The sequence below is a fragment of the Achromobacter sp. RT286_PF genome, assembly GCF_059760425.1.
In genome coordinates this window covers 38095-65022 of the sequence record NZ_JCBAMR010000014.1, presented here as the reverse complement: position 1 = coordinate 65022, position 26928 = coordinate 38095, and the positions used below count along the sequence as shown (strand labels likewise).

Here is a 26928-nt window from a genome sequence, read left to right as displayed (position 1 = left end):
CCTCCTTAATTCATCTATTTTATAGATGGAATCAAACTTTTTAGGGCAAATAAACAGATAGATAATGCGTGCCTTGCGCTTGGCAGCCGCCCTTGCGGCGCAACAACCCAAGCGTGGATTCAAAGGAGTAGAACTATGCAGCGGACTCATTCGAACGCTGTCGCCACGGCCGATCCGCGCCGTTGGCTGGTGCTGGGCATTGTGTCCATCGCCTTGTTATTGATCGTGGTGGACATGACGGTGCTGTACACCGCCCTGCCCCGGCTGACGCACGAGCTGGGCGTCACCGCGTCGGAAAAATTGTGGATCGTGAACGTGTATGGCCTGGTGGTGTCGGGCCTGCTGCTGGGCATGGGCACGCTGGGCGACCGGCTGGGCCACAAGCGTCTGTTCATGATGGGGCTGGTGGTGTTCGGCGTGGCTTCGCTGGCAGCGGCGTATTCGCCGGCCGCCGCCCCGCTGATCGCGGCGCGCGTGCTGCTGGCCGTGGGCGCCGCCATGATGATGCCCGCCACGCTGTCCATCATCCGGCTGACTTTCGCGCAAGAGCGCGAGCGCGCCGTGGCGATCGGCATCTGGGCCTCGGTGGCCTCGGGCGGCGCGGCGCTGGGGCCGGTGGTGGGCGGAGTGCTGCTGGAGCATTTCTGGTGGGGGTCGGTGTTCCTGATCAACGTGCCGATTGTGCTGCTGGCGCTGCCGCTGGCCTGGCGGCTGATTCCGGCCAGCCGCCCCGCCACCGCGCGGCCGTGGGACCTGACCGGGTCGCTGCAAGTCATGGCCGGCTTGATCCTGTGCGCCTATGCGCTAAAGGAACTGGGCCGCGCGTCCACGTCGTGGCTGCATGCGGGCCTGGCCTGCGTGGCCGGGGTCGCCATGCTGACGGTGTTCGTGCGCCGCCAGCGCCGCCGGCCCTATCCGTTGATCGACTTTGCCATCTTCCGCAACGCCACCTTCAGCTCGGGGGTCGCCGCCGCGCTGTTCGCCGGCGCCGCGCTGCTGGGCCTGGAACTGGTCTTCAGCCAGCGCTTGCAACTGGTGCTGGGCATGTCGCCCATCCAGGCCGCGCTGTTCATCCTGCCGCTGCCGCTGGCCGCCTTCGTGGCCGGCCCCGTGGCGGGATGGCTGCTGGCCTACGTGCGCGGACCTCGGCTGATGTTCCTGTCGCTGGCCGTCTCGGCGGCGGGCATGGGCGCGTACCTGCTGTGCTATGACGGCGCCGTGCTGCCGCAGATGGTCAGCCTGAGCGTGCTGGGCCTGGGCATCGGTGCAACGATGACTGCGGCGTCCAGCTCCATCATGCAAAGCGCCACGCCGGAACGCGCGGGCATGGCGGCATCGATTGAGGAAGTGTCGTACGAGCTGGGTGGTGCGCTGGGCGTGACGTTGATGGGGTCCATCCTGTCGGGCGTGTACGCCAACACGCTGGACGTGCCGCCGGCGCTGGCGGCGGCCCCCGCGCTGCGCGACAGCCTGGACGAAGCGTTGATCGTGGCCGAAGGCCTGCCCACCGACCTGGCAGCCACGCTGACCGAGTTGGCCCGGACGGCGTTCGACACGGGCTACGCCGCGGTCATCGCCACCGCCACGGTCATGCTGGTGGCCACCGCCGCGTTCGTGCTGCTGAACCGGTCGCGGCGGCAGGCGGCGGCTGCTTAAGGTGGCGCAACCCGTCCCCTGTCCCATAAGCATCCAAGCGCTCAGCGCGTGCGAAACGCGTTGTCCATGTCCGCGATCAGGTCTTCTTCGTGCTCCAGCCCGATCGAAATGCGGATCAGCCCTTCCGACACGCCCGCCGCCTCGCGTTCGGCGGCCGGCACGCCGGAATGGGTGGTGGACGCGGGATGGCACACCAGCGATTCCGTGCCGCCCAGGCTCACGGCCGACTTGAACAGATGCAGCGCGTTGATGAAGCGGAAGGCGCGTTCGCGGCCACCGTCCAGCACGAACGCAAACGTCGAGCCAGGCCCCGTGCACTGCCGCTTGTAGACTTCCTGATAGGTGCGATCCGCAATCATCTCGGGATGAAAAAGCGTGACCTTTTCGTAGGGGTTGCCGGCCAGCCATTGCGCCACCTTGGTCGCCGTGCGCGCGGCCTGCTTCATGCGCAGCACCACGGTTTCCATCGACCGCGTAATCATCCAGCACGAATGCGGGTCCAGCTGCGAACCGAACGCGCTGCGTATCGCGCGCACCTTCTTGATCAGGTCCTTGCTGCCCGTCACCGCGCCCGCCACCAGGTCGCTGTGACCGCCCACGTATTTCGTCAGCGAATACACGCACAGGTCCACGCCATGCTCGGCCGGCTTTTGGAAGATGGGCCCCAGCAGCGTGTTGTCGCACACCGAAACCGGGCGATAGCCGTGCCGCGTTTCGAAGGCGTCCAGCTCGTTTTTCATGCCTTCGAAATCGATCAGCGCGTTGGTGGGGTTGGCGGGCGTTTCCACGTAGAAGACGCGCACCGGCCCCTTGGCCGCCGCCGCTTCCAGCGCCGCGCGCATGTGCTTGGGCGACAGCCCGTCCTGAATGGGGTGCGAGCCAATACCCCATTCCGGGAAAATCTTGGCGATCAGGGTTTCGGTGCCGCCGTATAGCGGCAGCGATTGCACCAATTGGTCGCCCGGGCGCAAAAAGGCCATCAGCACAGCGCTGATCGCGGCCATGCCACTGGCCGTCACGGCCGCCGCCTCGGACCCGTCCAGCAGGGCCAGCCGGTCTTCCACGATTTCCAGGTTGGGATGGTTGAAACGGCTATAGACCAGCCCGGCGGATTCGCCCTGGGGCAAGGGTTTGCGGCCCGACACCAGGTCGAAAAACGCCGCGCCGTCCTCGGCGGACCGGAAGGCAAAGGTGGACGTCAGGAATACCGGCGGCTTGACCGCCCCTTCGGACAGGAAGGGGTCGTAGCCGTACGACATCATCTGCGTTTCCGCATGCAGCGGACGGCCAAAGATATCTTTCTTGTGATAAGTCGAATACGTCATGGTGTGCCTCTTTCTTCGGGGTTCCAGCCGACCGGGCAGGCGCGTTTCGCATGCTGCGACGATAGCGCCAGCCGCCTCGGGATGTCTTGCAGTATTGATAAGAAATATTGATGAGAAATATTGATGCGAAATATTGATGAGAAACTTTGTTTCCCATTCGCACTTGTCCCTGAAAGACACTGCCTTGTTACATCAACTGGACGCGATCGATTGGAAAACCGTGAAAATCCGTCAGGAAGATGGCCGGCTCAGCAAGGCCGAGCAGGCCGAGCAGGCCGAGCAGGCCGAGCAGGCCGAGCTAACGCCGAGCTGGCCGAGCGGTGTCGCTATCGGCCTCGCCCTGCTGGAAACGGTTACCGCGCCTGGAGACCTTGCGCGCATGAAGCGAAGTCGTCAACCCCGCTTCCCCTGTCGCGGCGCCTAGGCCGGCGCTTGCATCTGCCCGGGAACGACGCGGTTGCGGCCGTCGCGCTTGGCTTGGTAAAGGCCGCGATCGGCCACCTGGATCAGGTCGGTGCAGGGTTGGTCGGCCACCGGAATGGCCGTGGCCGTCCCGATGCTGACGGTCAGCCAAGGGCCTGAGCCCGTGTCCTTTTGCGGAATCTGCATGGCCTCGACGGCGCGCCGCAGTTTCTCGGCCGCCAGTCTGGCGCTGCCCGCCGGCGAGCCCGGCAGCACCAGCGCAAACTCTTCGCCGCCAAAGCGGGCGGCCAGGTCGGTGGACCGGTCGCAACTGGCGAAGATGGTGTTGGCCACGCGCTTGAGCGCCTCGTCGCCCGCGATGTGGCCATAGGTGTCGTTGTAGGCCTTGAAGTGGTCCACATCAATCATCAACATGCTGATTTCGCGTTGGTCGCGACGCGCGCGTTGCCATTCGGCATTCAGGTATTCATCGAAATACCGGCGGTTGCCCAGGCCCGTCAGCCCGTCCGAATTGGTCAGGCGGCGCAACTCCATATTGCTTTCCAGCAGCTGCTGCTGGCTTTGGCGCAGCGCCTGGTAGGCCTCGTCGCGCTGCACCAGCGCCAGGTACGAACGCGAGTGATAGCGGATGCGCGCCACCAGTTCGATGGCGTCCGGCAGCTTGACCAGATAGTCATTGGCGCCGGCGGAAAACGCGGCGCTTTTGATGGCTGCGTCTTCCTTGGTGGACAGCACGATGATGGGAATGTCGCGCGTCACCGGATGGCTGCGGTATTCCTTGACCAGGCTCAGCCCGTCCACGCCCGGCAGCACCAGGTCTTGCAGGATCACGGTGGGTCGCGTCTGGATCGCCACCGTCAGCGCTTTGTACGGGTCCGAGCAATAGTGGAAATCGATGTTCCCTTCCGTGGCCAGCGCCCTCCGGATCGCTTCGCCGACCATCACCTGATCGTCAACCAGCAGCACCATGGCTGCGTGCGCGTTCAGGTCGGCCGAGGCTGCGCTGTCGAAAGGTGGGTGCATGGTAAGTCCTTGATGTCGAACGGGATCGAGCGCTTAGGCCAAGGCCTGAATCAAGCGCGGCGCGATCTGGTCCAGTGGTTTGATTTCCACCGCGGCCTGCATGGCGGCGGCCGCCTTGGGCATGCCGTAGACGGCACTGGTGGCTTGGTCTTGCGCGATGGTCAGGCAGCCCCGCTCGCGCATGGCCTTCAAGCCACGCGCGCCGTCCTGGCCCATGCCGGTCAGCAGCACGCCAACCGCCGTGCCGCGCCAATGCTGCGCCACGCTGTGAAAGAACACGTCAATGGAAGGCCGATACAGGCTTTCTTTTGGGTCTTGCGTGTAGCGCAACGTGCCGTCGGGCAGCAGATGCAGATGGTCGTCCGTGCCCGCCAGCAAGATCTGGCCGGGCACCGGCCGTTCGCCCTCGCGCACCAGCCTGACGGGCAGTTGCACCTGGTCGTTCAGCCAGTCCGCCATGCCTGCCGCGAACGAGGCATCCACGTGCTGCACCAGTACGATGCCGGCGGCAAAATCCAGCGGCAGGTCGCCTAGCAGCTGGGCCAACGTGGCCGGGCCGCCCGCCGACGCGCCGATCACCAGCAGGCGTTGTGCGTCGGCACGCGCCGCTGATTTGGGCACGGGCGTCAGCGTGGGCCGGTTGCCATAGCGCCCGATCAGCCAGCCGATGTTGCGAATCTTGCGCAGCAAGGGCGCGGCGGCGGCACGCATGTCGCCGCCGCTGACCACCGGCGTGTCCACCGCGTCCAGCGCGCCGTGGCCCATGGCGTCGAACACCCGCGCCGTATGGCGGGCGACGTCCACCGTCACCACCACGATGGCGCACGGCGTTTCCGCCATGATGCGGCGGGTGGCCTCTACCCCGTCCATGACGGGCATGATGAGGTCCATCAAGACCACGTCGGGCCGGTCGCGCGCGCATTGCGCCACGGCTTCTTCGCCGTTTGACGCCACCCACGCCACTTCCAGCCCCGGTTCCAGCGCGATGGCGCGGCGCAGGGTTTCAACCGCCATCTGCATATCGTTGACGATGCCGATTCTCACGTCAGTGCCTTCCCGATCAAGTCCTCGACGGCGTCCAACAGCGCGTCATCGTGGAAGCTGCCCTTGGCCAGATAGTAATCAGCGCCGGCGTCCAGCCCGCGCCGCCTGTCTTCTTCGCGATCCTTATACGACACCACCATCACCGGCAAGCCCTGCAGCTTGGGGTCGGCCTTGATGCGCGACACCAGTTCGATGCCGTCCATGCGCGGCATGTCCACATCGGTCACGACCAGGTCGAAATCCTCGCCGCGCAGCATGTTCCAGCCATCCATGCCGTCCACCGCCACGGCCACGTCGAAGCCCCGGTTCACCAGCAGCTTGCGTTCCAGCTCGCGCACGGTCAGGGAATCGTCCACCACCAGCACGCGCTTGCGGCGCCGCTCCTGGGCGATGGGGCCACCGCCGTCCACCCGCGCCAGCCGCCCGCCTTCGATCAGCTTTTGTACCGACAGCAGCATGTCTTCCACGTCCAGGATCAATAGCGGCGTGCCGTCGTCCATCAAGGCACCCGCCATCACGTCCTGCACTTTGCCCAGCCGGGGGTCCAGCGCTTGCACCACCAGCGTGCGCTCGCCGACGTAGCGGTCAACGGCGATGCCGTACCGCTTGTCGTGGTCGCCCACGACCACCACGGCCATGGACTCGGCCGAGGGCGCGGGCTCGCCGCCCCGCAGGATCTGCCGCGCGGACACCAGGCCAACCTGCCGGCCCATGAAGCGAAAGTGCTGGTGCCCTTCCAGCTGCTCGATCTCTTGCGAGCGCACCTGCAAGGCATGGCTGACATAGGCCAGCGGAAACGCATAGATGTCGCCTTGCACCTCGACCAGCAGGCTGCGCACCACCGATAGGGACAGCGGCATTTCCAGCACGAAACGCGTGCCCTGCCCGGTCGTCTGGTGCACACGCACGGCGCCGCGCAGCTGGCGCACCATGGTCTGGACCACGTCCAGCCCCACGCCGCGTCCTGAAATTTCAGTGACTTCGCCGCGCGTGCTGAAGCCGGACAGAAACAGAAATTCCAGCAGCTCGGCTTCGCTTAGACGGGCGGCCGTTTCCGCCGTGGTCAACTTGCGCTGCACGACTTCAACGCGTAGCCGATCCAGCGAAATGCCGGAGCCGTCATCGCTCAGTTCAATCACCAGCATGCCGGCCGAATGGCGCGCCGACAGCCGGATCAAGCCTTCGGGCGGCTTGCCGACGTCCATGCGGTCCATCGGCATTTCAATGCCATGATCCACGGCGTTGCGCAGCAGGTGCATCAGCGGCGCGTCCAGTTTTTCCAGGATGTCGCGGTCCACCTGCGTGGCGTCGCCGTCTATTTCCAGCCGCACCTGCTTGCCCAGCGATCGGCCCAGGTCGCGCACCATGCGCGCCATGCCGCCCACGCCGTCGGCAAACGGGCGCATGCGGCACGTCAGCGCGGTGTCGTACAAGCGCTGCGCCAGATGGCTCATGCGCCAGCCGAACTCATCCACTTCATTGGTGCGTTGAATTAGTTCCTGCTGGCATTGGTCCACGATGCGCTGCGCCTCGTCCAGCGCCGCCTGGGCGCGCGCGTCCAGCTGCTGTCCGGCCAGGGCGCTGCGCACGCCGTCCAGCGCTTGCGCGGCGCCCGCCTGCATGCGCCGCAGCCGCAACATGGACGCGCCAAACGGCCCGACCCAATGCGATTCCACCAGCGTTTCGCTGGACAGGCCCAGCAATTTGTTCAGCGTGTCGGCCGTGACGCGCAGCACGCGTTCGCCTTCGGAGAGCCCTTGGTCGGAACTGCGGCGCACCGGCGCCGGGGTGGGCGATGCGGGCGAACCCGGCACGCCCAAGGGCATCGGATCGGGCGACCTCGGCGGCGTTGCCGTCAGCGGCTCGTCCTCGATGCGCTTGATGGGCGGCAGGAAATCCGACGGCCGGGGCGCGCGCGGCGGCACGGCCGGCGGCGCGTTGGGCGCGCTGCTCAGGCGCACCACCACCTCGTCGATTTCACCGCCCAGCTCCGCGCCCGGCGTAGCGACCCGCTGCAACAAATCGGTGCCCAGCAGCAAGGCGTCGATATCGTCTGCCTGCAAGCGCAGCCGCCCTTCCTGCGCGGCCACCAGGCAATCTTCCATGGCGTGCGCGATGCGGACGGCCGGGTGCAGGTCCACGATGCGCGCGGCCCCTTTCAGCGAATGCGCCGCTCGCATGCAGGCTTCCAGCTGCGCCGCCGAGGTGGGGTCGTGTTCCAGCGCCAACAGGCCGTTGTTCAATACCTGCACCTGGGTGCGGGTCTCAAGCTGAAACAGCTCAAGCAGCGAGGCGTCGCGCATGTCGTCCGGGTTCACGCCAGACTCCGTTCCAAAGCTTGCATCAACTGGGTTTCGTCCAGCACGCCCACGCTGCGGCTGCCGCAACGCTGCACGCCGCGCGAATATTTCAGGCCCGCGCCCTGCACCGTGGACGGCAGCGGTTCCAGCCGGTCCAGGTCGACGGCGTGTATCCCTTCCACCTCGTCCACCGGCAACACCACGGCCCGGCCCGCGCCGCCGAAGATCAACATGCGCGCGGCGCCCGAGCGTTCGCGCACATCCAGCGGGGCCGGCGTCATGTCCAGCCCCAACAAACGCGCCAGCGACACGCAGACGGTCAAGGTGCCGCGCACGTTGGTCACGCCCAACACTGCCGGGTCGCGGCGATGGGGCAGCGCCAGGATGCCACGCGTGCCGGCCACTTCGTCCAGCGCGCGCGTCGGCAGGCCCAGCCATTCACGGCCCAGCCGGAAGACCAGCAGCGAAGACATCCGAACGTCTTCACGGGGCTTGTCGTGGTCGCCATCTGACGAATCACCATCAATGGCGTCCATCTGCGGCGGCAGGCGGTCCAGGATGCGTTTGGCGGCGGCGGCGTAGACGGGGCAATTGCGGCAATGCACGTGCTCGGGCAATTGCGGGCAGGTTTTGTCGCCCCGGATGCCGATGCGGTTCCAGCAGTCGTCCACGTCGGACAGCAGCGCGATGGGTTCAACCACGTCTGGCCTCCTGTCGCGCCGCGCGCGCTTGCAGGCGGCGCGCGCCTTCGATATCGCCCGCCGACGCGATCAGCGCGGCCAGGTGCAGCAGCGCCTCGCGGTGGGTGGGGTCCAGGTACAGCGCCTTGCGGTAGGACGCCTGCGCCTCGCGCGAGTCGCCCGCCGCGTCCTGCAACAGGCCCAGCAGATGCAGCGCGTCGGCGCTGACGCCGTGGATGTCGATATGCGCGCGGCACTGCGCCAGCGCGTCCTGCACGCGGCCCCGGTCGGCCAGCACGGCGATCTGGCGCAGGGAAGCGTCGGCGCTGGGGGATGGGCTGGGGGATGCGCTGGTCGCCGCGCCGGGCGATGCCTGCCAGCTAGCGGCGTTTGTCGCCCTCGACGTCGACCCGGACGTCGACCCGGACGTCCCGGTCGGGCCGGCCACGGGCGCGCGCATCGGCGAGGCCGCCGAACCGGGCGGATTCGCCGCATGCGGCACCGGCAGGTGTCCGGTCGGGACCTGCGCCACCGGCCGTCGGGGCGGCGTCCACGCGTGCACGATCGGCCGGGACGCCGCGGGCATATCGGCTTGGGGCGGCATGGCTTGATTACGGAAGGCGAACGAGCGCGCCATTGCCACCGACGGCAGGCGGCGCGCGGTCAGCAAGCTGGTTTCAGCCGGACCCACGAAGATGACGCCGTCGGCGCGCGTGAAGCGCCGCAGCACCTGCACCGCGCGCTCCTGAGTCGGCCCGTCGAAATAGATCAGCAGGTTGCGGCAGAACACGAAGTCATACGGCGACGTGCCCAGCAGCAACTGGCTGTCGAACACGTTGCCCTGCCGAAAGCACACGCGTTCCCGCACCTGCGCGGATAGTTGATGGCCGTCGGCCGTCTCGGCAAAGTGGCGGTCGCGGTACGCCAGGTCGTCGCCGCGAAACGAGTTGCGGCCATACACGGCGCGTTGCGCAAACTGGACCATGCGTTCGCTGATGTCCACGGCATCGATCTGGAAACGCGCAGCGGGCACCCCCGCGTCCAGCAAGGCCATGGCAATGGAATACGGTTCTTCGCCGCTGGAACACGGCATGCTCAACACGCGCAGCACGCGGTCATCGGGCGCGCCCGCCGCGAACAGGCGTTCACGCGCCAGCGCGGCCATCGCCGTCTGCGATTCCGGATACCGAAAGAACCAGGTCTCGGGCACGATCACGGCTTCGATCAGCTGCTGCATCTCGGCCGGCGTGGTATGCAGGCGCGTCAGGTAATCGTGTTCGTCGGCCACGCCCGCCGCGCCCATCCGGTGGCGCACGGCGCGTTCAACGGCGGCCTTGCCGATGGAGCCGCTATCCAGCCCCATCTTGCGTTTGAGCAAGGCGCTGAATTCGTCGACCAGCATCATGGCGTGATCTCCCGGTCCGCCGGGTACAGCATCGCGCGCACGGGTGGCGGCAGCAGTTCGTTCACGCCCACCGCCTGCACCATGCCCTGCCCGTCGTTCAGCACGGGCCCCAGGTAGCGCGCATTGGCGTTATCCAGCGCAAACGGCTGGAACGCGGCGGGGTCGTAATGCACGGTTTCGGTGGCCTGTTCCAGGATCAGGCCCAGCACATGCTCGGCCGCCGCCCCGGCTGCCCGATAGCGCACCAGCGCCAGGCGGGTGCTGGTCACGCGCGCCGCGTCGGCGTGGCCGGCCAGCGCGCTCATGTCGATGGCGGGCACCGCCGCGCCGCGCCATTGCAACAAGCCCGCCACCCACGACGGGGCGCCCGGCACTTGCTTGAAGACGCGCAGGCCCAGCACCTCGATCACATCTCCCGCGTCCAGCGCATAGCGGTCGCCGCCGATGCGGAACAGCAGATACAGCCGCCTGGCCGCCGCGTTGGCGGCGACGGCGACGCTGGGCTTGGGCAAGGACGCAGTTTCCAGCATGGAAGAATCAGATCTTGAAGCGCGACACGCCGCTGCGCAGGTCGTTGGCCACCAGCGTCAGTTCTTCGATGGCCAGGCTGGACTGTCGCAGCGATTCCACCGTTTGCTGGGCCGCATCGCTCAATTGCTGCAAGGCCTGGTTGATCTGCTCGGCGCCCGTGGCCTGCGCCTGCATGCCTTCGTTGACCATCTGCACGCGCGGCGCCAGCGTCTGCACCTGCTGGATGATCTGCGACAGCTGATCGCCCACCTGTTGCATGTCGGCCATGCCCCGGCGCACTTCTTCCGAGAACTTGTCCATGCCCATCACACCGGCCGACACCGACGACTGGATCTCGCGCACCATCTGTTCGATATCGTAGGTGGCCACGGCGGTCTGGTCGGCCAGACGGCGGATCTCGGTGGCCACCACCACAAAGCCACGGCCGTATTCGCCGGCCTTCTCGGCTTCAATCGCCGCGTTCAGGGAAAGCAGATTCGTCTGGTCCGCCACTTTCGTGATCGTCGTGACCACCTGCGTGATATTGCCGGCCTTCTCGTTCAGGATGGCCAGCTTGGCGTTGACCGAACCCGCGGCGCCCACCACGTTGCGCATCGTGTCTTCCATGCGCGCCAGGCCCACCTGCCCGCTGCCCGCCAGCGACGCCGTCTGCTCGGCCGCGCTAGACACTTCCGTCATGGTGCGCACCAATTCGCGCGAGGTCGCCGAGATTTCGCGCGAGGTTGCGCCGATCTCGGTCGTGGTGGCCGCCACTTCGGATGCCGTGGCTTGCTGCTGCTTGGAGGTGGCGGCGATTTCCGTGACCGAGGTCGCGACCTGCACGGCCGAGCGCTGCGTCTTGCCCACCAGGCCGGTCAGCTCATCGACCATGCCGTTGAAGCCGGTTTCGATGGCGTTGAATTCATCTTTGCGGGCCAGCGACAGGCGGCGGGTCAGGTCACCCCCGCCGGTCAATTCCAGCGTCTTGACGATGTCGCGCATGGGGTTGGCGATGGCGCGCATCAGCAAGAAGCCGCACACCAGCGCCGCCGCGATGGCAAACGCCAGCGACACCAGCATGCCGACCTCGGCCGAATCCACGGCGGACTTGATGCTGACGGCGGCGTCATCGGCCTGCTTCTTGTTTTCGGCCACCATCTTGGCCAGGATGTCGCGCCCTTTGTAGAAAGCAGGCCGCAGTTCGTTCTTGACCCGCATGCGCGATACAAGCGGATCGGCCGTCGCCGCCAGGATGTCGGCGCGGATGCGCTTGTATTCCTGCAAGTCTTTTTCAAACTCCGCGAACATCGCGCGGTCGTCGTCGCGCGCAATTGTGCGGCGGTAGAAATCGACGTTTTCTTGCAGTTGCTGATCGTTCTTGGGCAGTGTTTCCAGCGTGTCGCGGCGCTCTTGCTCGGTGTCGCTGTTAAAGGCGTCCTGCACCACGACAAAGCCCGCGAACCACGACGCCCGGATCGACGTGCTGTAGTAAATGCCCGGCACGGCATCGGTGTTGATCATCACCACTTCGTCTTCGATGTGCAGCAGGCGCCGGTAATCCACCACCACCATCAAGGCCATGATGGCCAGGATCACCATGAAGCTGGCCAAGATGCGCTGGCGAAGAGTCAGATTATTCATACTGGAAGACCTTTGTGGTGGTGCCACACGACAACGCCCGCCCCTGCACCCATGACAGGATGTGGGGAATTTGGCTGATTATTGCAAAGCCCGGTCCACCCAGCCATGAAAAACTAGGGAAATCCCCGCAAAAATGGGGCATTCGTCAGAAAAAAGCAAAGATCGCTTACAAAGCTTGTCTTTTCTGGATGACGGTGCGTAGCCCGGTTGAGGCGCGGCGTGCGCCCGGTCAGGCCCCTATGGCGGCACGGGCGCACGGGGCCGGGGCCGATCGGCCGACCGGCCGATCGGAAGTTCCCGCGCCTACGTCGACGCGGACCACAGGGCAGCAGGCGGATACGCGGCAACCCAATCGCAGGCCTGGTCGTACGCCTGGGCCAAGCGCAACACGTCCAGGTCCGCTTGCGGCGGCCCGATCAACTGCATGCCCATCGGCAGGCCGTCAGGGCTGAAGCCCACCGGCACGCTGATGACCGGGCAGCCGGCCAGCGTCCACGGCGTGACGGTTTCCATCCAGCGGTGATAGGTGTCCATGGCGCGCCCGTCGATGTGCTTGGGCCAATCCAGCGTGGCGTCAAAGGGAAACACCTGCGCGGACGGCACCGCCAGAAAGTCCACGTCTTCGAACATGCGCAGCACCGTCTGGTACCACGCGCTGCGTTCCTGCGTGGCCTGATAGACATCCAGCGCCGTCATGCCGTCCAAGCCTTCCACTTCCCAGATCAGCGCTGGCTTGACCAGTTTGCGCGTGGCCGGGTCCTGCACCAACGCCTGGAACTGCCCGCCCACCATCAGGTGGCGATGCGTCAACCACATGCGCCACAGCCGGTCGCCGGCGAACGGCACGTCGTAATCGACCACGTCGCAGCCCGCGGTGTCCAGCGTGGCCAGGCCCTGCGCGCACACGTCAAGAATGCCCGGCTCCATCGGCAGATAGCCCTTCCAGTCGCTCAACCACCCCACGCGCTTGCCGCGCATATCCGCATCCAGCGCGGCAGTGAACTGCGCGGGATCGTCACGCAAGGACAAGGGCGAACGCTTGTCATAGCCAGCCAGAACGGACAGCAGCATTGCAACGTCGCGCGGGGTGCGACCCATGGGGCCTTCGTAGGACAGCTGCTTCAAGAACACTTCGGGTGACGGCCCAAACGGCACGCGCCCCGCCGACGGCCGCATGCCGTACACGTTGCAGAACGCCGCGGGGTTGCGCAGCGAGCCGCCAAAGTCGCTGCCGTCGGCCACCGGCAGCATGCGCGCGGCCAGCGCTGCCGCCGCGCCGCCGCTGCTGCCGCCGGCCGTCTTGGTGGGGTTGTAGGGGTTGCCCGTGGTGCCATAGACCGGGTTGTACGTGTGCGAGCCCAGCCCGAATTCCGGCACGTTGGTGCGGCCGATGAAGATGGCGCCCGCCGCCCGCATGCGTTCGACGATGATCGAATCGTGCTGCGTAACCTGGTCTTTGTAGACCAGCGAGCCCATCGACGTGACCATGCCGCGCACGGCGGTCAGGTCCTTGGGCGCCTGGGGCATGCCGTGCATCCAGCCCAGCCACTGGCCGGCATCCAGCTGCGCATCGCGTTCAGCGGCCTCGCGCAGCAGTTCATCGGCATCGCGGCGCGCGACGATGGCATTGACCTTGGGATTGACCTTGTCGATATGCGCCAGATAGGCGCGCATGACCTCGACACAGGAGAGCTCGCGGCGCCGGATCGCGTCCGACAAGGCATGCGCCGACATGGCGACGATGGGGTTCAGGCTGGCGGCGTCGGCCGGCGTGGCGAGTGGCATGCGAGAGGCTCCGGATGATCGTGATGGTTGTCACACTGGCGGGCAGTGCCAGTGCGCCCAGGCGACATACTACGCAACCTGGGCGGGCGCAGGCCAGCGCCACTACGGAAACAAATGCTGCGCCAGGTGGTCGATGAACACGCGCAGCTTGGGCGACGCCTGACGGCTGGCGGGCCACAACGCCCACATCGTGCCGCCGCCGCGCGTGCGGTCTTCCATCACCACGTGCAACTGCCCCGCCGCCAGCTCGCGGCGGATCGTAAAGTCCGGCAGGCAGGCAATGCCATGCCCGCCCACGGCAAGCGCAATCCGCATTTCCACGCTGTTGCACACCAGCGTCAACGGCAGCTCGGGCGCCTGCGCATCCGGCCCCAGCTTGAACGGCCATTTTTCCAGGCGGCCCGTGGCGGGATAGCGGTAATGCAGGCAGGCGTGGCCCAGCAGATCGGCGGCGCGCTTGGGCGTGCCGTGCTGACGCAGATAGTCGGGCGAAGCCGCCAGCACCCGGCGGAACGGGCCCAGGCGGCGGCGCTTCAGGCCTGAGTCTTCCATCTCGCCGGTGCGGACCACGGCGTCGTAGCCTTCGCCTATGACGTCGACCATGCGGTCGGTGAAGTCCAGGTCCAGCTCCACAAGCGGGTATTGCCGCATGAAGCTGGCCACGGCGGCGTCAAACAGGCCGCTGTAGCGGGGCAGGCTCACGCGCAGCTTGCCCTGCGGCGCGTCCGAGGCGGCGGAAAGTTCCAGCTCCGCCGCTTCGACCTCGGCCAGGATGCGGCGGCAGCGATCCAGAAATTTCTCACCTTCCGGCGTCAGCGCCAGTTGGCGTGTGCTGCGATGAAACAGGCGCACCTTCAGGCGCGCTTCCATTCGCGCGATGCTCTTGCCCACCGCCGACGGCGACACCCCCAGCGCGCGCCCTGCCTCGGCAAAGCTGCCCGCCTGCGCCACCAGCACAAACACCCCTATGCCGCTAAGGCTATCCATTTCACGCACTCCAATACGGACATCAATGTCCGGAATGTCGGGAATCCTAGCCTATTTTTCTTTTATGCATCGCGCCCTAAGCTGGCCGTCCTTTCGTTTTCCCTGGCGCGTTCCATGCCCACCCACGACCATTTACCCCCTTACCGCCGCTGGCTGCAATTGCTGTCGGCCTGTCTGACCGCATTGTTGATTCCGCTGTGCTTTACCGGCCCCGCCGTGGTGCTGCCGTCCATCAGTCACGACCTGGGCGGCACGCCCGTGCAACTGAATTGGATCTTGAACGGCTACATCCTGGCGTACGGCAGCGTCATCATGGTGTCGGGCAGCCTGACCGACCTGTACGGGCCGCGACGCGTATGGCTGCTGGGCCTGGTGGGCTTTTGCGTCACGACCTTCGCCATTGCCTTCGTGCCGACAACGGGCTGGATCAACTTGCTGCGCCTGTTGCAGGGCGTGGGTGGCGCGGCCGCTTTCGCCGCCGCCATGTCGTCGCTGGCGCCGCTTTTCCACGGCGTGGCGCGCACCCGCGCGTTCAGCCTGCTGGGCACCACGTTTGGCGTGGGCCTGTCGTTCGGGCCGCTGGCCGCCGGCTGGATGGTGGACGCCGCCGGTTGGCAGTGGGTGTTCCTGGCTACCGGTGCGGTGGGCGTGTTGGGCGCCGCCATGGTCGCCGTCAGCGTGCGTCCCACGGCGCGCGCCGTGCAAGGCCGTCTCGACTGGCCGGGCGCCATCAGTTTTACCGGCGCGCTGGGGCTGTTCACCTACGGCATCCTGCTGGCGCCCGAAGCGGGCTGGACGGACACGCACGTCCTGGGCGCGCTACTGGCGTCCGTGCTGCTGGCCGTGGCCTTCGTGCGGATTGAACGGCGGGTGGCTCGACCCATGCTGGACTTGCGCCTGTTCCGCAGCCCGCGCTTTGTCGGCGTGCAGGTGCTGGCGGCGTCCCCCGCGTTCCTGTTCATTGTGCTGGTCGCGCTGCTGCCCGGCCGCTTTATCGGCATCGACGGCCATAGCGCGCTGCAAGCGGGGCAACTGATGATCGGCCTGGCCGCGCCTTTGCTCGTCGTGCCTTTCGTGGCCGCGTTGCTGACACGCTGGTTCCGACCGGGCGTGCTGTCGGCCCTGGGGTTGTTGGCGGTGGCGGCGGGTTTGGTGTGGCTGGCCGGCATCCTGGACACCGGCACGGCGGCGCTCTGGATGCCGATGCTGTTGATCGGGTGTGGCATCGGTTTGCCGTGGGGTTTGATGGACGCAATGGCGGTCAGCGTGGTCGACGCCCGCAACGTCGGCATGGCGACCGGCATTTTCAATACGGTGCGCGTGTCGGCCGACGGCGTGGCCATCGCCGTGGTCAGCGCGCTGCTGGCGTTGCTGATCCAGACGCAGTTGACGGCGGCGATGCCCGAGGCGCAGGCCTTGGCCGCGGCCGCCAACCGCGCGGCGCTGGGGCAGTTGGACGACGCGGCGGCGCGGCTGCCGGCATCCCTGACCACTGCCCTGCCGCTGCTGCATCACGCCTATGACAACGCGTTTCGCCACGTTTTGCATGCCCTGGCCGTCATCGCGGTGCTGACCGCGCTGGCGATAACGCTGCTGCTGGGCCGTCGTGATCCGGTTGCCGCGCCGCTCAGTCCACCCGCCACCAGCTAGGCAGCAGGCCGCGCACCTTCGCGCGGCGGTAGCGGTCGTCGATCAGGTGGACCGTGCCCACATCGTTTTCGGTGCGGATAACGCGGCCGGCCGCCTGCACCACCTTTTGCATCCCGGGATACAGGTAGGTGTAGTCGTAGCCGTTTTCCTCGCCGTAGCGCTGGTCCATTGCCCGCTTCATGTTTTCGTTCACGGGGTTGACCTGGGGCAAGCCCAGCGTGGCGATGAATGCGCCGACCAGCCGCTTGCCCGGCAGGTCCACCCCTTCCGAGAACGCGCCGCCCAGCACCGCAAAACCCACGCCCTGCCCCGTTTCGGTGAAGCGCGCCAGGAAGGCCGCCCGGCCCGCTTCGTCCATGCCGGGCGTCTGCAACCAGATCGGCACGGCAGGATGGCGCTCGCGCATCAGGTCGGACACCTGCCGCAAGTAGTCAAAACTGCTGAGAAAGCCCAGGTAATTGCCCGGTCGTTCGGCGTACTGTGTGGCGATCAGGTCGACGATGGGCGCCAGCGAGCGCTCGCGGTCGCGATAGCGGGTGGACACGTTGCCCACCACCCGCACCGCCAACTGTTCGGCCTGGAACGGCGCGGCCACGTCGATCCAGGGCGTGTCGCGCGGCAAGCCCAGCGTGTCGCGATAGAACTGCTGCGGGCTTAACGTGCCGGAAAACAGCACGGTGGCATGCGCCGCGGCGTAGCGCGCCGCCAGATACGGGGCGGGTATCACGTTGCGCACGCACAAGGTGGATGGCCGGGTCTTGGCGCTGGCCACGCCCACGTCAGACAGCGTCACGTCGAACAAAGCGTGCGAACCGAATTGTTCCGCCAGTCGCATGAATTGCAGCGCCTGGAAGTAGAAGGTCAACACCGGGTCGTCTTGCGGCAAGGGGGTTTGGCCCATGTATTCCATGATGGCGCCCACTGCTTTCTGCACGGCCGACAGCACACCGGCCGCCACCGCGTCGTAAGCCTGATAGCGTTCCGCCTGCTTCTTGTTCAGCGCATTCCAGGACCGCTGCAAGCCATCCAGCGGCTTTTTCAATTCCTTGGGCGCGGCATAACGCGCCGCCGACAGCGACGCCTGATCCAGCTCGCCCGTGTACATGCGACGTGCCCGGTCGACCAGGTTGTGCGCCTCGTCCACCAGCACCGCCACTTTCCATTGATAGGCCTGCGTCATGGCGTACAACATGGCCGACGCGTCGTAGTAATAGTTGTAGTCGCCCACCACCACATCGCTCCAGCGGATCAGCTCTTGCGACAGGTAATACGGACAAACGTGGTGATCCCGGGCAACGGCTCGCACCGTGGGCGCATCCAGCCGTGCGTGCTGCACCGCCGCCTCGCGCGCTTGTGGCAGGCGGTCATAGAAGCCTTGCGCCAAGGGGCAGGAATCCCCGTGGCACGCCAAATCCGGATGCTCGCAGGTCTTGTCGCGCGCTTGCAGATCCAGCACGCGCAGGCCGGGCGCGGCGGGTTGCGCGTTGATGGTGTCCAGCGCTTGAACGGCCAGCGCCCTGCCCGAGCCCTTGGCCGCCAGGAAGAAAATCTTGTCCAGGCCGGTGCCGGGGCTGGCTTTGAGCAACGGAAAAATCGTGCCCAGCGTCTTGCCGATACCGGTGGGCGCCTGCGCCATCAGGCAACGACCGTCGCGCGCGGTGCGGTACACGGCCACGGCCAGGTCGCGCTGCCCGGCACGGAATTCGCCATGGGGAAACGCCAGTTTTTCCAGCGCCGCGTCGCGGGCCTGCCGATGCGCCAGTTCGGTCTTGGCCCAGGCCAGGAAACGGTTGCACTGTTCCTGGAAGAACGCGCGCAACGCGGCGGCGTCATGCGTTTCGGTCAGCACCGTTTCTTCTTCGGTAACCACGTTGAAGTACACCAGCGCCACGCGCACCTGCTCCAGCCCGCGCGATTCACACAGCAGATGCCCATAGACCCGCGCCTGCGCCCAGTGCACCGCGCGGTGGTTGTCGCGCACGCTGTCCAACTGGCCGCGATACGTCTTGACCTCTTCAAGCTGGTTCAAGACCGGGTCAAAACCATCGGCGCGCCCGCGCACCAGCAGGCCCTCGTGCTGGCCGGACAAAGGCACCTCGGTCTCGTACTGTGGGCCGCGCCGCCCCGTCACCACCGCGTGCCCGGCCATACCCTCCAGGCCGGTCGGCGCGGGGGTAAAGCGCAGGTCCAGGTCGCCGGCCCGCGCCGTGAATTCGCACAGCGCGCGCACCGCCACGGCATAGCTCATGCCGCGCCCTCCTGCCAGCTGACGTGGCATACGCGCACCGGCATGCCGTGCGACACGCAGTATTGCAACCACCGAATCTGGTTGTCTTGCAGCTTGTCGCCCGGGCCTTTCACTTCGATGAGCTCATAACGGCGCTGGGCGGGCCAAAAGCGGATCAGGTCCGGCAAGCCGGATCGGTTGGTCTTGACGTCGCGCAGCAGGCGCGTGAAAACCAGCTTCAGGTGCGCGGGGGGCAGGCAATCCAGCGCCAGCGTCAGTAAGGTTTCGGACAAGGCGCCCCAGAACACAAACGGCGATTGCACGCCAGCTTTATCGGCGTAGCGCTGCAAGATCACGTCGCGATATTCGGGCGTGTCCAGTTGCGCCAGGCAGTCGGCGAACAGGTCTTGGCGGCGCTGGTAAAAATCAGGCGCGTCCAGGTCGGCCGGGCCGCGTTGAAACGGATGAAAGAACGCGCCCGGCAACGGCGCGAACACGGCGGGCCAGCACAGCAGGCCGAACAGGGAATTAAGCAGCGCGTTTTCCACGTAGTGCACGGGCGCGTCGTCTTGATGCAGGTGGTCGCGCGTGATGAATTCAACCGAAGCCGGCGTCGGCGGCCGTTGCAGCGTCAGATCGGTGCGCGGCACGGCATGGACGGGTGGGCGGGCCGGCCGGCCCTGCCCCACCGCCCGATACAGGCGCGGCAACATGCGCGCCACGCGCTGGCTTTCTTCTTCGCTTTCCGGTGCGTCGCGCGCTTGCAGCGCCAGGGTCAGCGCCTGGTCATACCGCGCCATGCGCTCGTGCACGCGGATGCGGCGATGGCGCGCGCCGGGGTACGCGCATTGCTCATAGGCGGCTTGCGCCGTGGGCCAATCGCGGGCGCGTTCACATGCCTGCCCGATGCGCAGCAGCACCTTGGCGCGGCGCTTTTCCAGCCAGGGGTTCTGGCTGACACAGCCGTGTACTCGAGCCAGCAGGTCGGGCATGTTCGCGCCTTCTTCCAAGGCCGTCCGGCAGGCGTGCAACGCCAAATAAGCGTCTACGTCCGCCCGCGTCTGGAACGCGCGGGACGAGGCATCAAACGGTACGGTTTCATACTGGAAGACGCCCAGGTCAGCCAATACGAATTCCGACCAGTCCTGGTGCAGATTGCCGAAGAACATCAGGCGCAAGCGTTCGCACAAGTCGCCGACCATGACGCGCCAGACGGGTTCTTGCGCAACGGGGTTCCATTCGGAGTAAGGCCGGGGCGCGGCGTGCACGGCACGCAGCGCGATCAGCAGATCGGCTTTGCGCGCGGTGGGTCTGAGGCTGGCGAAGTGATGCGGGCCTGTGCTTGGGCCGCAATTTGATTCCGAATTTGAGCCCGGATTCGATTCCGGATTTGATCCCGGATTTGTTCCCGGATTTGTTCCCGGCTTTGTTCCCGGATTTGATTCCGGATTTGAGCCCGACTTTGAGCCCGAACTTGCGCCGAAAAACAGCCGGCAAAGCTCGGGCTTGGTATGCAGATCGAACAATTCATCCAGCGTCATCGGCGCTGCGGCATCCAGCCAGCCCAGCGCGGCAAGCGGCCCGGCGGCATCGACGGCGTTGCCGATTTCCTCGTATACCAGCCGGCTGGCCCGAAACCAAGGCCCACGGCGCATCAGCATGCGCGCCATCAACGCCTGCGAGGCTTGCGGCAAGGCGTGGAAGTCTGCCAGGAAACGGCGTTCGTCGGCGTCCAGCAGGTCGGCGTAGCGCTCGCCGACCCACGCCAGGGCGCAGAGGAAATTGTGCAGATAGTAGTAGCGGTGCGGGGGAAACATCGGCCGGGCCGGATAGCTGGGGTTTTATCCAGTAATCATAGCAGGCGGCCCGGCGTTGCACCGGGACATTCTTGCGTCGGTTCTCAGCCTTGCGCGTGCGTCACGATGGTCAGCCCTTCCTGCGGACCGGGCTCGACAAAATAGGCGGTGATGGCGTCGTACTGCGCATCCGATGTGGAAAATGCATGCGTACCGGACGCGTTGCGCGCGCGCAACCGCGCTTTGCACAGCGCATCCGACGCCCGCAAGTAGTGCAACTGATGCGGGCAGCCCGCTTGCCGCGCCACGTCCAGCAGCCATTGCCGGCCCGCCAGCGTATTGGCCGGAAAGTCCAGCACTACCGACACCCCTGCCCCCACCAATGCCGCCATGTGGCCGCCCATGCCGTTGCGCAGCCTATCCGCGCAGCGGGCGTAATCCGCGATGCCCAGGATCTCGCCGGGATACAAAGCCGCCAGCCACGCATCTTCGCTGATCAGCACCGTATGGGGTTGCGCGGCAAGCTGCGCGGCCAGGGTGGACTTGCCGGCGGCAATCTTGCCGCACAGAAAATGCAGGGTGGCAGGCGCGAAGGACGGGCTTCGGGCCTGAGCTTCGGTTTGAGCTTGGGCTTCGGCCTGGGGTTGGGCAGGGGTTTGGGCGGGGGTTTGGGTCGGGGACGGCGGTGTCATGCAAGGCTCTCCTGGGGAATCCATGCCTGGCGAGCCAACAAAAAACCCGCCGGTTGGCGGGTTTTTGTGGCGATGTACCGATGCGCGCTAACCCACCTTGGTGACAAGGCGGCTAATAATCACGGCGAACGCGTTCAAAGTTTGGCGCATGGGCACAACAGTGCGCCTGGCGCGCTTTGTTGTCAATGGCCGCTCCGACAAGCGGCCACTTCCCACACTGCCCTAGCGCGCCGGCTGCGCTGCCGCGCCGACGTCCTTGCGGACCTTGGCTACGTCGGCCGCGCTGACCGCCGCGCCCTTGTTGCCCCAGCTGGAGCGCACAAAGGTCACCACGTCGGCTACTTCCTTGTCGGTCATGCGCCAGTCAAAGCCCGGCATGGCGTAGGCGGTCGGGGCCGCCGTCGTGCCCGGCATCTGCGCGCCCTTGAGCACGATGTGGATCAGCGACGTGGGGTCCGCCGAATTCACCGTCGAGCTCAGCGCCAACTGCGGGAACGTTTCCGTGTAGCCCTTGCCCGTGCTGCGATGGCAGGCCGCGCAGTTGTTCAGGAAGGCCATGGCGCCGTCGCCCTTGTCCTTGCCGGTACGCAGCGCTTGCGCCACGGTCTCGTCATAGGCCAGGGGCTTGGCGGCGGCGTCCTTGTTCACCGGCGGCAAGCTCTTCAGATACACGGCGATGGCGTTCAGGTCGTCATCGGTCAGGTGCTGCGTGCTGTCCTGCACCACCTGTGCCATGCCGCCGAACGCGGCCGAATGGCCGTTGCGCCCGGACTTCAGGAAGACGGCAATGTCTTCCTTGGTCCAGCTGCCCAGGCCGTCGACCATGTCGCCGCGCAGGTTCTTGGCCAGCCAGCCTTCGACCACGCCGCCCGACAGGAAGGCCGAGCCGTCCGCGTCGCTCAGCGCCTTTTCCTGCAAGGCAAAACCGCGCGGGGTGTGGCAGGTGCTGCAATGGCCCAGGCCTTCAACCAGGTACTGGCCGCGCAGCAGTGCCGCGCGGTCCGCGCCCTTCAAGTCGCTGGCGGCCGGGCCGTTCACGACATCCGGCGCAAACATCCAGCGCCACACCGTCAGCGGCCAACGCATCGACATGGGCCACGAAATATCCGTGTCCTTGTTTTCCTGCTTGACCGGCTCGACCCCGTGCATGAAGTACGCGTACAGCGCCTTCACATCCTCGGGCGTGACCTTGGCGTACGCGGTGTAAGGCATGGCCGGATACAGCGAATGGCCGTCCTTGGCCTTGCCGTGGCGCACGGCCTGGTCGAAGTCCTCGTACGTGTAGTTGCCGATGCCGGTTTCTTTGTCGGGCGTGATGTTGGTCGAATAGATCGTGCCAAGCGGCGATTCAATGCCCAGGCCGCCGGCAAAGGGCTTGCCGCCCCCAGCCGTGTGGCAGGCAATGCAATCGCCGGCGCGCGACAGGTATTCGCCCTGCTTGATCATCTGCGCGTCGTTCGAGGCCGGCGTGCCGTCCGCCGCGAAAGCGGCGCTGGCGACCAGGGCCGAGAAGGCCGCAACAATGGTTTGCTTGAACATTGTTCCGTCTCCTTATGCCTGGACCAGCGGGCCGGGGTTCTTCAAGTACTGATCGCGGATCGCCTGCGCGGCCCAATAGGCCAAGGCGCCCACCAGCCCGGTCGGGTTGTAGCCCATGTTCTGCGGGAACACGCAGGCCCCCATCACGAACACGTTCGGCACATCCCAGCTTTGCAGGTACTTGTTGACCACGCTTTCCTTGGGGTTCGAGCCCATGATCGCGCCGCCCGTGTTGTGCGTGCTTTGGTAGACACGCGTGTCATAGCGCGCGCCCTTCTTGCGTACCGCCACGAAATGCTTTTCCGGATTCATGGCCTTGGCTACGGTTTCCATGCGCTTGCCCATGTAGCCCAGCATGTCGAATTCGTTGTCGTGCCAGTCGAACGTCATGCGCAGCAGCGGTTGGCCGAAGGCGTCCTTGTACGTCGGGTCCAGCGACAGATAGGCGTCGCGGTACGACATCACCGAGCCCGAGATGCCGATCGTCATGAAGCGCTGGTACGCGTCTTGCACCCCAGCCTTCCAGGCCGTGCCCCACGACGGCGTGCCCGGCGTGGTGGGTGTCTGCTTGATCGGACGACCGCCGTAACGCACGTGGCGGATGCTGGCGCCACCCACGAAACCCAGCGGGCCGTGATCGAATTGGTCGCCGTTCAGGTCGTCCATGCCGACGCCGCCCGCGCCCGTGCCCACGAAGGGGTTCAGTTGCGTGCCCTTGGGCAGCAGCACGTTGACCGCGCCGTTCATCTGGTAGGCGTAGTTCTTGCCGACCACGCCTTCGTTGGTCTTGGGGTCATACGGCTTGCCGATACCCGACAGCAGCAGCAAACGCACGTTGTGCATTTGATACGCCGACAGGATCACCAGGTCGGCCGGCTGGTCGATCTCTTGGCCCTGGGCGTCGATATACGTCACGCCGATGGCCTTCTTGCCGGTCGAATCCAGATTGACCTTGATGACTTGCGAATGCGTGCGCAGTTCGAAGTTGGTCTTCTTCAGCAGCACCGGCAGAATCGTCGTCTGCGGCGATGCCTTGGAATACATGTAGCAGCCGTAGTTTTCGCAGAAGCCGCAAAAATTACACGGACCCAGGCGCACGCCGTACGGGTTGGTGTATGGGCCGGACGCGTTGGCGGCAGGCGCGGGATACGGGTTGAAGCCCACTTCGCGCGCGGCCTTTTCAAACAACTGCGCGCCGTAGGTGGTGGTGAGCGGGGGCAGCGGAAATTCCTTGCTGCGCTTGCCTTCCAGCGGATTGCCGCCTTCCACGATCTTGCCGTTCAGGTTGCCGGCCTTGCCCGACGTGCCGCACACGTATTCGAACTTGGAGAAGTACGGTTCCAGTTCGTCGTAGGTCACGCCGAAGTCCTGGATGGTCATGCCTTCCGGGATGAAGTTCTTGCCATAGCGCGTTTCGTAGCGCGTGCGCAGTTCCAGTTCTTCGGGCAGCACGCGGTAGTGCATGCCGTTCCAGTGGAAGCCCGCGCCGCCCACGCCAGTGCCCAGCAGGAACGAACCATTTTGCCGATACGGCACGGCTACGTCATCCACGCCGTGGCGGATGGTCACGGTTTCTTTCGACAGGTCCTGGAACAGCTTGCCGCGCACCGAATAGGCCAGCTCGTCGATCACCTTGGGGTATTCGGCGTCCTTGGGGGTGTCCTGCATGCCGCCGCGTTCCAGCGCCAGCACGTGCAGGCCGGCTTCGGTCAGCTCTTGGCCCAGGATCGCGCCGGTCCAGCCGAACCCGACCAGGACCGCATCAACTTTGTCTTTCTTGATTGCCATGATTGATTACCCCTTTTCCCCAGAAATCGACACGGGGCCATAGGGGTACTTGACGTTGGGCTGGTCGGCCCAGTCCATGTAGTCGGCGCGCGCGCCGGGAAAGCCCACCATCTTCCAGCCCACCATGTTCTTGTTGCCGCCGTAGATCGGGTCGGCAAAGAAGCCTTCTTTGGTGTTGGAAAGCAGGAAGCTGAAGAAGGTCGACGCGGGAACGGTTTCCAGCTTGATCTTGTTGCCTTGCAGGTCTTTCAGGATCTGTTCCTGCAAGGCCTTGTCCAGCTCGGCATACACCTTGCCGTGCGTTTTCACGCACCAGGCATTGCAGGCTTCGATGCCGTGGCGATAGACCTCGCGCGGGTTTTGGTTCAGCTGATAGCCCAGTTCAGGCACCTGGTCGGTGTGGAACGGGCCCTGCATGTACCAGAGCTTGCCGTGGCCGAACGGCGTTTCCATTTGACGGTCGATGAATTCGGGCACACCGGCTTCAATCGCGCCAGGACCGTATTGGTCGGCGGGGATCAGGTGATCCACCGCGGCAACGATGAAGTCCCATTCGGGCTTGGTGAAATAGGTGGGCTCGTAGGGCTTGGCGGGCGCGGCGGTCTTGGTGTCCGCAGCGTTGGTACAGCCGGTGGTCAGTGCACCTACCGCCAATGTCGACGCCGGCACGATAGCCAACGCCTGAAGAAACCGACGACGCGGCTTTGCATCATCTGTCATAGACATCTCCGTGAATTTTCCAAGTTGTCCTAGCGCGCTACCGAACATGAACCCTGGAAACACGAACTGCCGAGCTAGTGACAACACGCTCTGTACTTACAGAAACAAGCTGAACCTTCTCTTCATGGGGGACGCAAGAGAAGGTGCTGCATTATGCGCCTATTCAGGCATCTGATCTGCTCATTGGAGCGGATCAGATCAAAATTCTTGACATGGAAAAGTCTTTTGCTTTAAGGACAAAGTAAGAAGTCCGAAATTGCGGGCTTTTCTGACAACTGGGTGAACGGATTCTGTATATTCCGCGCATGGAACACCACGGATGGCAGGCATGAACGACAAGACCAAGATCTGGAAAAGTTCGACGACAACGCGCAGCTGGAGTTCCACAACGAACTTGACGCCCGAGCAGCAGGCAAGCATCGAAGAACTGTTGGGCGGCGCGCCGGGCAGCGTCAGCGTTCAAGAAAAATGGAGCTACGCCGGCACGGAAAACGGCGAAGCCTTCAAGGTCGACATCGACAACGGCGCGGTCACCGTCAACGGCCGGCACTACGACAGCCTGGACGAAGTCCCGCGCGCCACCCGCGAACGCATCGAGGCGCTACGCGACGGCGAAGGCATGAAAGGTCTGTGGGACATGCTGAAAAATGCCGGGGTGCAGACTGAAGATATGCCTGGTGATCACGTTGCGCGCACTGGCAAACCTGCGTTCACGATTGAGACGGACGGTGATGGCGCGGGTGCGATAGCGGCAACGTCTGCGCCGGTGGCTGACGCGCCCCACGCCGCTGAAACCGGCAGGCCCCCAAGCACTGCCGCCGCGCAGGGCGCGCGCGTCGAGATGGACCCCGCCGCGTCCCCCGGCGCCGTGCCCAAAAGCGGCGGCCTGCGGCGCGCGCTTTTAATCGGCATCGCCGTGGGCTTGGCGCTTTGGGTGGCGCGGGCGTTGAATGTGTTTTAGGGCGATTGCCGTCGCGCGACACGACACGAGTGCTTTGCGTCCGCCAATGCATCCCGCACGGACTATTTGATCAGACGCATGCCGCTGGCTTTTGCCGCCTTCACGTCAAACGTCGCCGTGTATTCACACAGCGCCTCGTGTCCGGTGCGCTCGATCAGACAATCGGCAAAATCCGCTGTGGAGGCGGCGTACAAACGCACTGCCTTCCATACCGTCTCGGCCGCCTCGACATGAATTTCCTTCGTGCGAAGCAGGGTTTCGACGACCTCCACAATGGAAGAGCGCGGCACATCGTAGGCCCGACCAAGCACCCATACCGTTTCGACTAGAGCCACCAAGGTGACGAAACCGGGTTGCTCGGCCGTCAAAGATTCGATCAGGGCATTTGCTTTCCGCGTCTGCACCGGAGCATCCTGCGCGAAGTAGCGCACCAGCACATTGGTATCCAGGCCGATCATCGCGCTGACTTGCCCTGCTCGGCGATCGCGTCGTTCATCTCTTCAATCGTGACGGGTTTGCGTGGTTTCGCGATGATGCCTTTGAGCGCCGTAACCGAGTACGTTGCCGGCACCATTTCGTAACGGCCGCTTGCCTCGTTGAGAACAAACTCGATTCTGTCGCCAGTCGACAAGCCCAGACGGTTCCGTACATCGACCGGAATAGTGATCTGGCCCTTGGAGGTCACGGTGGCGGAAGGCATTGGCTAGCTCCTTGGAAGTGCGCCTTACCATAATGTAAGGCACGCGCTTGCGCAAGGCCGCGCCATCGGATTGCAG

The 26928-nt window shown here is 65.4% G+C and carries 22 protein-coding genes; 4 read left to right on the top strand and 18 right to left on the bottom strand.

All coding sequences use genetic code 11. From position 1 onward, the window contains the following. Positions 1–135 precede the first annotated feature (135 nt). Positions 136–1656 carry an MFS transporter gene (locus AC6LJY_RS13540; protein WP_104143772.1) on the top strand — a complete coding sequence of 507 codons (1521 nt, stop codon included), beginning with the start codon at positions 136–138 and terminating at the stop codon, positions 1654–1656. A gap of 41 nt (positions 1657–1697) precedes the next feature. Here the strand turns inward: AC6LJY_RS13540 and AC6LJY_RS13535 are convergent, their stop codons facing one another. Further along, positions 1698–2981 carry a cystathionine gamma-synthase family protein gene (locus AC6LJY_RS13535; protein WP_314363778.1) on the bottom strand — a complete coding sequence of 428 codons (1284 nt, stop codon included), beginning with the start codon at positions 2979–2981 and terminating at the stop codon, positions 1698–1700. 163 nt (positions 2982–3144) lie between these two features. On the opposite strand from AC6LJY_RS13535, the gene AC6LJY_RS13530 reads away from it, so the two are divergent. Continuing rightward, complete coding sequence (locus AC6LJY_RS13530; protein ID WP_498136162.1) at positions 3145–3405, top strand: hypothetical protein; 261 nt, start codon at positions 3145–3147, stop codon at positions 3403–3405. On the opposite strand, the gene AC6LJY_RS13525 is transcribed toward AC6LJY_RS13530, so the two are convergent. From AC6LJY_RS13525 to AC6LJY_RS13485, 9 genes are all read right to left on the bottom strand, one after another. Beyond that, entirely contained in the window at positions 3402–4427 is a 1026-nt protein-coding gene (locus AC6LJY_RS13525) for a diguanylate cyclase (protein WP_046805897.1), read from the bottom strand. The two genes, AC6LJY_RS13530 and AC6LJY_RS13525, sit on opposite strands and share 4 nt — an antisense overlap. A gap of 33 nt (positions 4428–4460) precedes the next feature. After that, positions 4461–5471: a chemotaxis response regulator protein-glutamate methylesterase gene (locus tag AC6LJY_RS13520; RefSeq protein WP_498136161.1), complete on the bottom strand. Its 1011-nt coding sequence runs from the start codon at positions 5469–5471 to the stop codon at positions 4461–4463. Further along, on the bottom strand, positions 5468–7789 hold the full coding sequence (locus AC6LJY_RS13515) for a hybrid sensor histidine kinase/response regulator (protein WP_498136160.1): 2322 nt from the start codon (positions 7787–7789) through the stop codon (positions 5468–5470). The genes AC6LJY_RS13520 and AC6LJY_RS13515 overlap by 4 nt, the downstream gene beginning before the upstream one ends. After that, the gene (locus AC6LJY_RS13510) at positions 7786–8472 is read right to left on the bottom strand and encodes a chemotaxis protein CheW (RefSeq protein ID WP_498136159.1); all 687 of its coding nucleotides are present in this window, start codon (positions 8470–8472) and stop codon (positions 7786–7788) included. The genes AC6LJY_RS13515 and AC6LJY_RS13510 overlap by 4 nt, the downstream gene beginning before the upstream one ends. Beyond that, the gene (locus tag AC6LJY_RS13505) at positions 8465–9856 is read right to left on the bottom strand and encodes a CheR family methyltransferase (RefSeq protein WP_498136158.1); all 1392 of its coding nucleotides are present in this window, start codon (positions 9854–9856) and stop codon (positions 8465–8467) included. The genes AC6LJY_RS13510 and AC6LJY_RS13505 overlap by 8 nt, the downstream gene beginning before the upstream one ends. Then, positions 9853–10386, bottom strand: a complete 534-nt coding sequence (locus AC6LJY_RS13500; RefSeq protein WP_498136157.1) for a chemotaxis protein CheW — start codon at positions 10384–10386, stop codon at positions 9853–9855. The genes AC6LJY_RS13505 and AC6LJY_RS13500 overlap by 4 nt, the downstream gene beginning before the upstream one ends. A 7-nt stretch (positions 10387–10393) precedes the next feature. Beyond that, positions 10394–12007 carry a methyl-accepting chemotaxis protein gene (locus AC6LJY_RS13495; RefSeq protein WP_314363761.1) on the bottom strand — a complete coding sequence of 538 codons (1614 nt, stop codon included), beginning with the start codon at positions 12005–12007 and terminating at the stop codon, positions 10394–10396. 303 nt (positions 12008–12310) lie between these two features. After that, positions 12311–13792 (bottom strand): amidase, encoded by a 1482-nt coding sequence (locus AC6LJY_RS13490; protein WP_498136156.1) that lies wholly within the window; start codon positions 13790–13792, stop codon positions 12311–12313. Between the two features lie 102 nt (positions 13793–13894). Further along, a complete protein-coding gene (locus AC6LJY_RS13485; protein WP_498136155.1) occupies positions 13895–14779 on the bottom strand; it encodes a LysR family transcriptional regulator in 885 nt (294 codons plus the stop codon). A gap of 114 nt (positions 14780–14893) precedes the next feature. Here AC6LJY_RS13485 and AC6LJY_RS13480 point away from each other — a divergent pair, with 114 nt between their 5' ends. Beyond that, positions 14894–16429 (top strand): MFS transporter, encoded by a 1536-nt coding sequence (locus tag AC6LJY_RS13480; protein WP_498136154.1) that lies wholly within the window; start codon positions 14894–14896, stop codon positions 16427–16429. On the opposite strand, the gene AC6LJY_RS13475 is transcribed toward AC6LJY_RS13480, so the two are convergent. The 6 genes from AC6LJY_RS13475 to AC6LJY_RS13450 all read right to left on the bottom strand — a co-directional run bounded on the left by AC6LJY_RS13475 (position 16407) and on the right by AC6LJY_RS13450 (position 25191). Next, the gene (locus AC6LJY_RS13475; protein ID WP_498136153.1) at positions 16407–18677 is read right to left on the bottom strand and encodes an ATP-dependent DNA helicase; all 2271 of its coding nucleotides are present in this window, start codon (positions 18675–18677) and stop codon (positions 16407–16409) included. The genes AC6LJY_RS13480 and AC6LJY_RS13475 overlap by 23 nt on opposite strands. After that, a complete protein-coding gene (locus AC6LJY_RS13470; protein ID WP_498136152.1) occupies positions 18674–20473 on the bottom strand; it encodes a VRR-NUC domain-containing protein in 1800 nt (599 codons plus the stop codon). The genes AC6LJY_RS13475 and AC6LJY_RS13470 overlap by 4 nt, the downstream gene beginning before the upstream one ends. A gap of 83 nt (positions 20474–20556) precedes the next feature. Further along, on the bottom strand, positions 20557–21144 hold the full coding sequence (locus AC6LJY_RS13465; RefSeq protein ID WP_498136151.1) for a P-loop nucleotide/nucleoside kinase family protein: 588 nt from the start codon (positions 21142–21144) through the stop codon (positions 20557–20559). A gap of 222 nt (positions 21145–21366) precedes the next feature. Next, a complete protein-coding gene (locus AC6LJY_RS13460; RefSeq protein ID WP_314363750.1) occupies positions 21367–22683 on the bottom strand; it encodes a c-type cytochrome in 1317 nt (438 codons plus the stop codon). A gap of 12 nt (positions 22684–22695) precedes the next feature. Next, positions 22696–24471 (bottom strand): GMC family oxidoreductase, encoded by a 1776-nt coding sequence (locus tag AC6LJY_RS13455; protein ID WP_046805884.1) that lies wholly within the window; start codon positions 24469–24471, stop codon positions 22696–22698. A 6-nt stretch (positions 24472–24477) separates the two neighbouring features. Next, positions 24478–25191, bottom strand: a complete 714-nt coding sequence (locus AC6LJY_RS13450; protein ID WP_046805883.1) for a gluconate 2-dehydrogenase subunit 3 family protein — start codon at positions 25189–25191, stop codon at positions 24478–24480. 328 nt (positions 25192–25519) lie between these two features. On the opposite strand from AC6LJY_RS13450, the gene AC6LJY_RS13445 reads away from it, so the two are divergent. Next, the gene (locus AC6LJY_RS13445; protein WP_498136150.1) at positions 25520–26152 is read left to right on the top strand and encodes a hypothetical protein; all 633 of its coding nucleotides are present in this window, start codon (positions 25520–25522) and stop codon (positions 26150–26152) included. 62 nt (positions 26153–26214) lie between these two features. On the opposite strand, the gene AC6LJY_RS13440 is transcribed toward AC6LJY_RS13445, so the two are convergent. Together AC6LJY_RS13440 and AC6LJY_RS13435 are read right to left on the bottom strand one after the other, a co-directional pair. After that, on the bottom strand, positions 26215–26610 hold the full coding sequence (locus tag AC6LJY_RS13440; protein ID WP_498136149.1) for a type II toxin-antitoxin system VapC family toxin: 396 nt from the start codon (positions 26608–26610) through the stop codon (positions 26215–26217). Next, complete coding sequence (locus AC6LJY_RS13435; protein ID WP_332607788.1) at positions 26607–26852, bottom strand: AbrB/MazE/SpoVT family DNA-binding domain-containing protein; 246 nt, start codon at positions 26850–26852, stop codon at positions 26607–26609. The genes AC6LJY_RS13440 and AC6LJY_RS13435 overlap by 4 nt, the downstream gene beginning before the upstream one ends. Between the last annotated feature and the right edge of the window lie 76 nt (positions 26853–26928).

What these genes read in the sequence shown, in the direction of transcription:
- AC6LJY_RS13540 (WP_104143772.1), top strand. Translation starts at nt 136, where the DNA reads ATGCAGCGGACTCATTCGAACGCTGTCGCCACGGCCGATCCGCGCCGT.
- AC6LJY_RS13535 (WP_314363778.1), bottom strand. Translation starts at nt 2,981, where the DNA reads ATGACGTATTCGACTTATCACAAGAAAGATATCTTTGGCCGTCCGCTG.
- AC6LJY_RS13525 (WP_046805897.1), bottom strand. Translation starts at nt 4,427, where the DNA reads ATGCACCCACCTTTCGACAGCGCAGCCTCGGCCGACCTGAACGCGCAC.
- AC6LJY_RS13505 (WP_498136158.1), bottom strand. Translation starts at nt 9,856, where the DNA reads ATGATGCTGGTCGACGAATTCAGCGCCTTGCTCAAACGCAAGATGGGG.
- AC6LJY_RS13500 (WP_498136157.1), bottom strand. Translation starts at nt 10,386, where the DNA reads ATGCTGGAAACTGCGTCCTTGCCCAAGCCCAGCGTCGCCGTCGCCGCC.
- AC6LJY_RS13495 (WP_314363761.1), bottom strand. Translation starts at nt 12,007, where the DNA reads ATGAATAATCTGACTCTTCGCCAGCGCATCTTGGCCAGCTTCATGGTG.
- AC6LJY_RS13490 (WP_498136156.1), bottom strand. Translation starts at nt 13,792, where the DNA reads ATGCCACTCGCCACGCCGGCCGACGCCGCCAGCCTGAACCCCATCGTC.
- AC6LJY_RS13485 (WP_498136155.1), bottom strand. Translation starts at nt 14,779, where the DNA reads ATGGATAGCCTTAGCGGCATAGGGGTGTTTGTGCTGGTGGCGCAGGCG.
- AC6LJY_RS13480 (WP_498136154.1), top strand. Translation starts at nt 14,894, where the DNA reads ATGCCCACCCACGACCATTTACCCCCTTACCGCCGCTGGCTGCAATTG.
- AC6LJY_RS13475 (WP_498136153.1), bottom strand. Translation starts at nt 18,677, where the DNA reads ATGAGCTATGCCGTGGCGGTGCGCGCGCTGTGCGAATTCACGGCGCGG.
- AC6LJY_RS13470 (WP_498136152.1), bottom strand. Translation starts at nt 20,473, where the DNA reads ATGTTTCCCCCGCACCGCTACTACTATCTGCACAATTTCCTCTGCGCC.
- AC6LJY_RS13465 (WP_498136151.1), bottom strand. Translation starts at nt 21,144, where the DNA reads ATGACACCGCCGTCCCCGACCCAAACCCCCGCCCAAACCCCTGCCCAA.
- AC6LJY_RS13460 (WP_314363750.1), bottom strand. Translation starts at nt 22,683, where the DNA reads ATGTTCAAGCAAACCATTGTTGCGGCCTTCTCGGCCCTGGTCGCCAGC.
- AC6LJY_RS13455 (WP_046805884.1), bottom strand. Translation starts at nt 24,471, where the DNA reads ATGGCAATCAAGAAAGACAAAGTTGATGCGGTCCTGGTCGGGTTCGGC.
- AC6LJY_RS13450 (WP_046805883.1), bottom strand. Translation starts at nt 25,191, where the DNA reads ATGACAGATGATGCAAAGCCGCGTCGTCGGTTTCTTCAGGCGTTGGCT.
- AC6LJY_RS13445 (WP_498136150.1), top strand. Translation starts at nt 25,520, where the DNA reads ATGAACGACAAGACCAAGATCTGGAAAAGTTCGACGACAACGCGCAGC.
- AC6LJY_RS13440 (WP_498136149.1), bottom strand. Translation starts at nt 26,610, where the DNA reads ATGATCGGCCTGGATACCAATGTGCTGGTGCGCTACTTCGCGCAGGAT.
- AC6LJY_RS13435 (WP_332607788.1), bottom strand. Translation starts at nt 26,852, where the DNA reads ATGCCTTCCGCCACCGTGACCTCCAAGGGCCAGATCACTATTCCGGTC.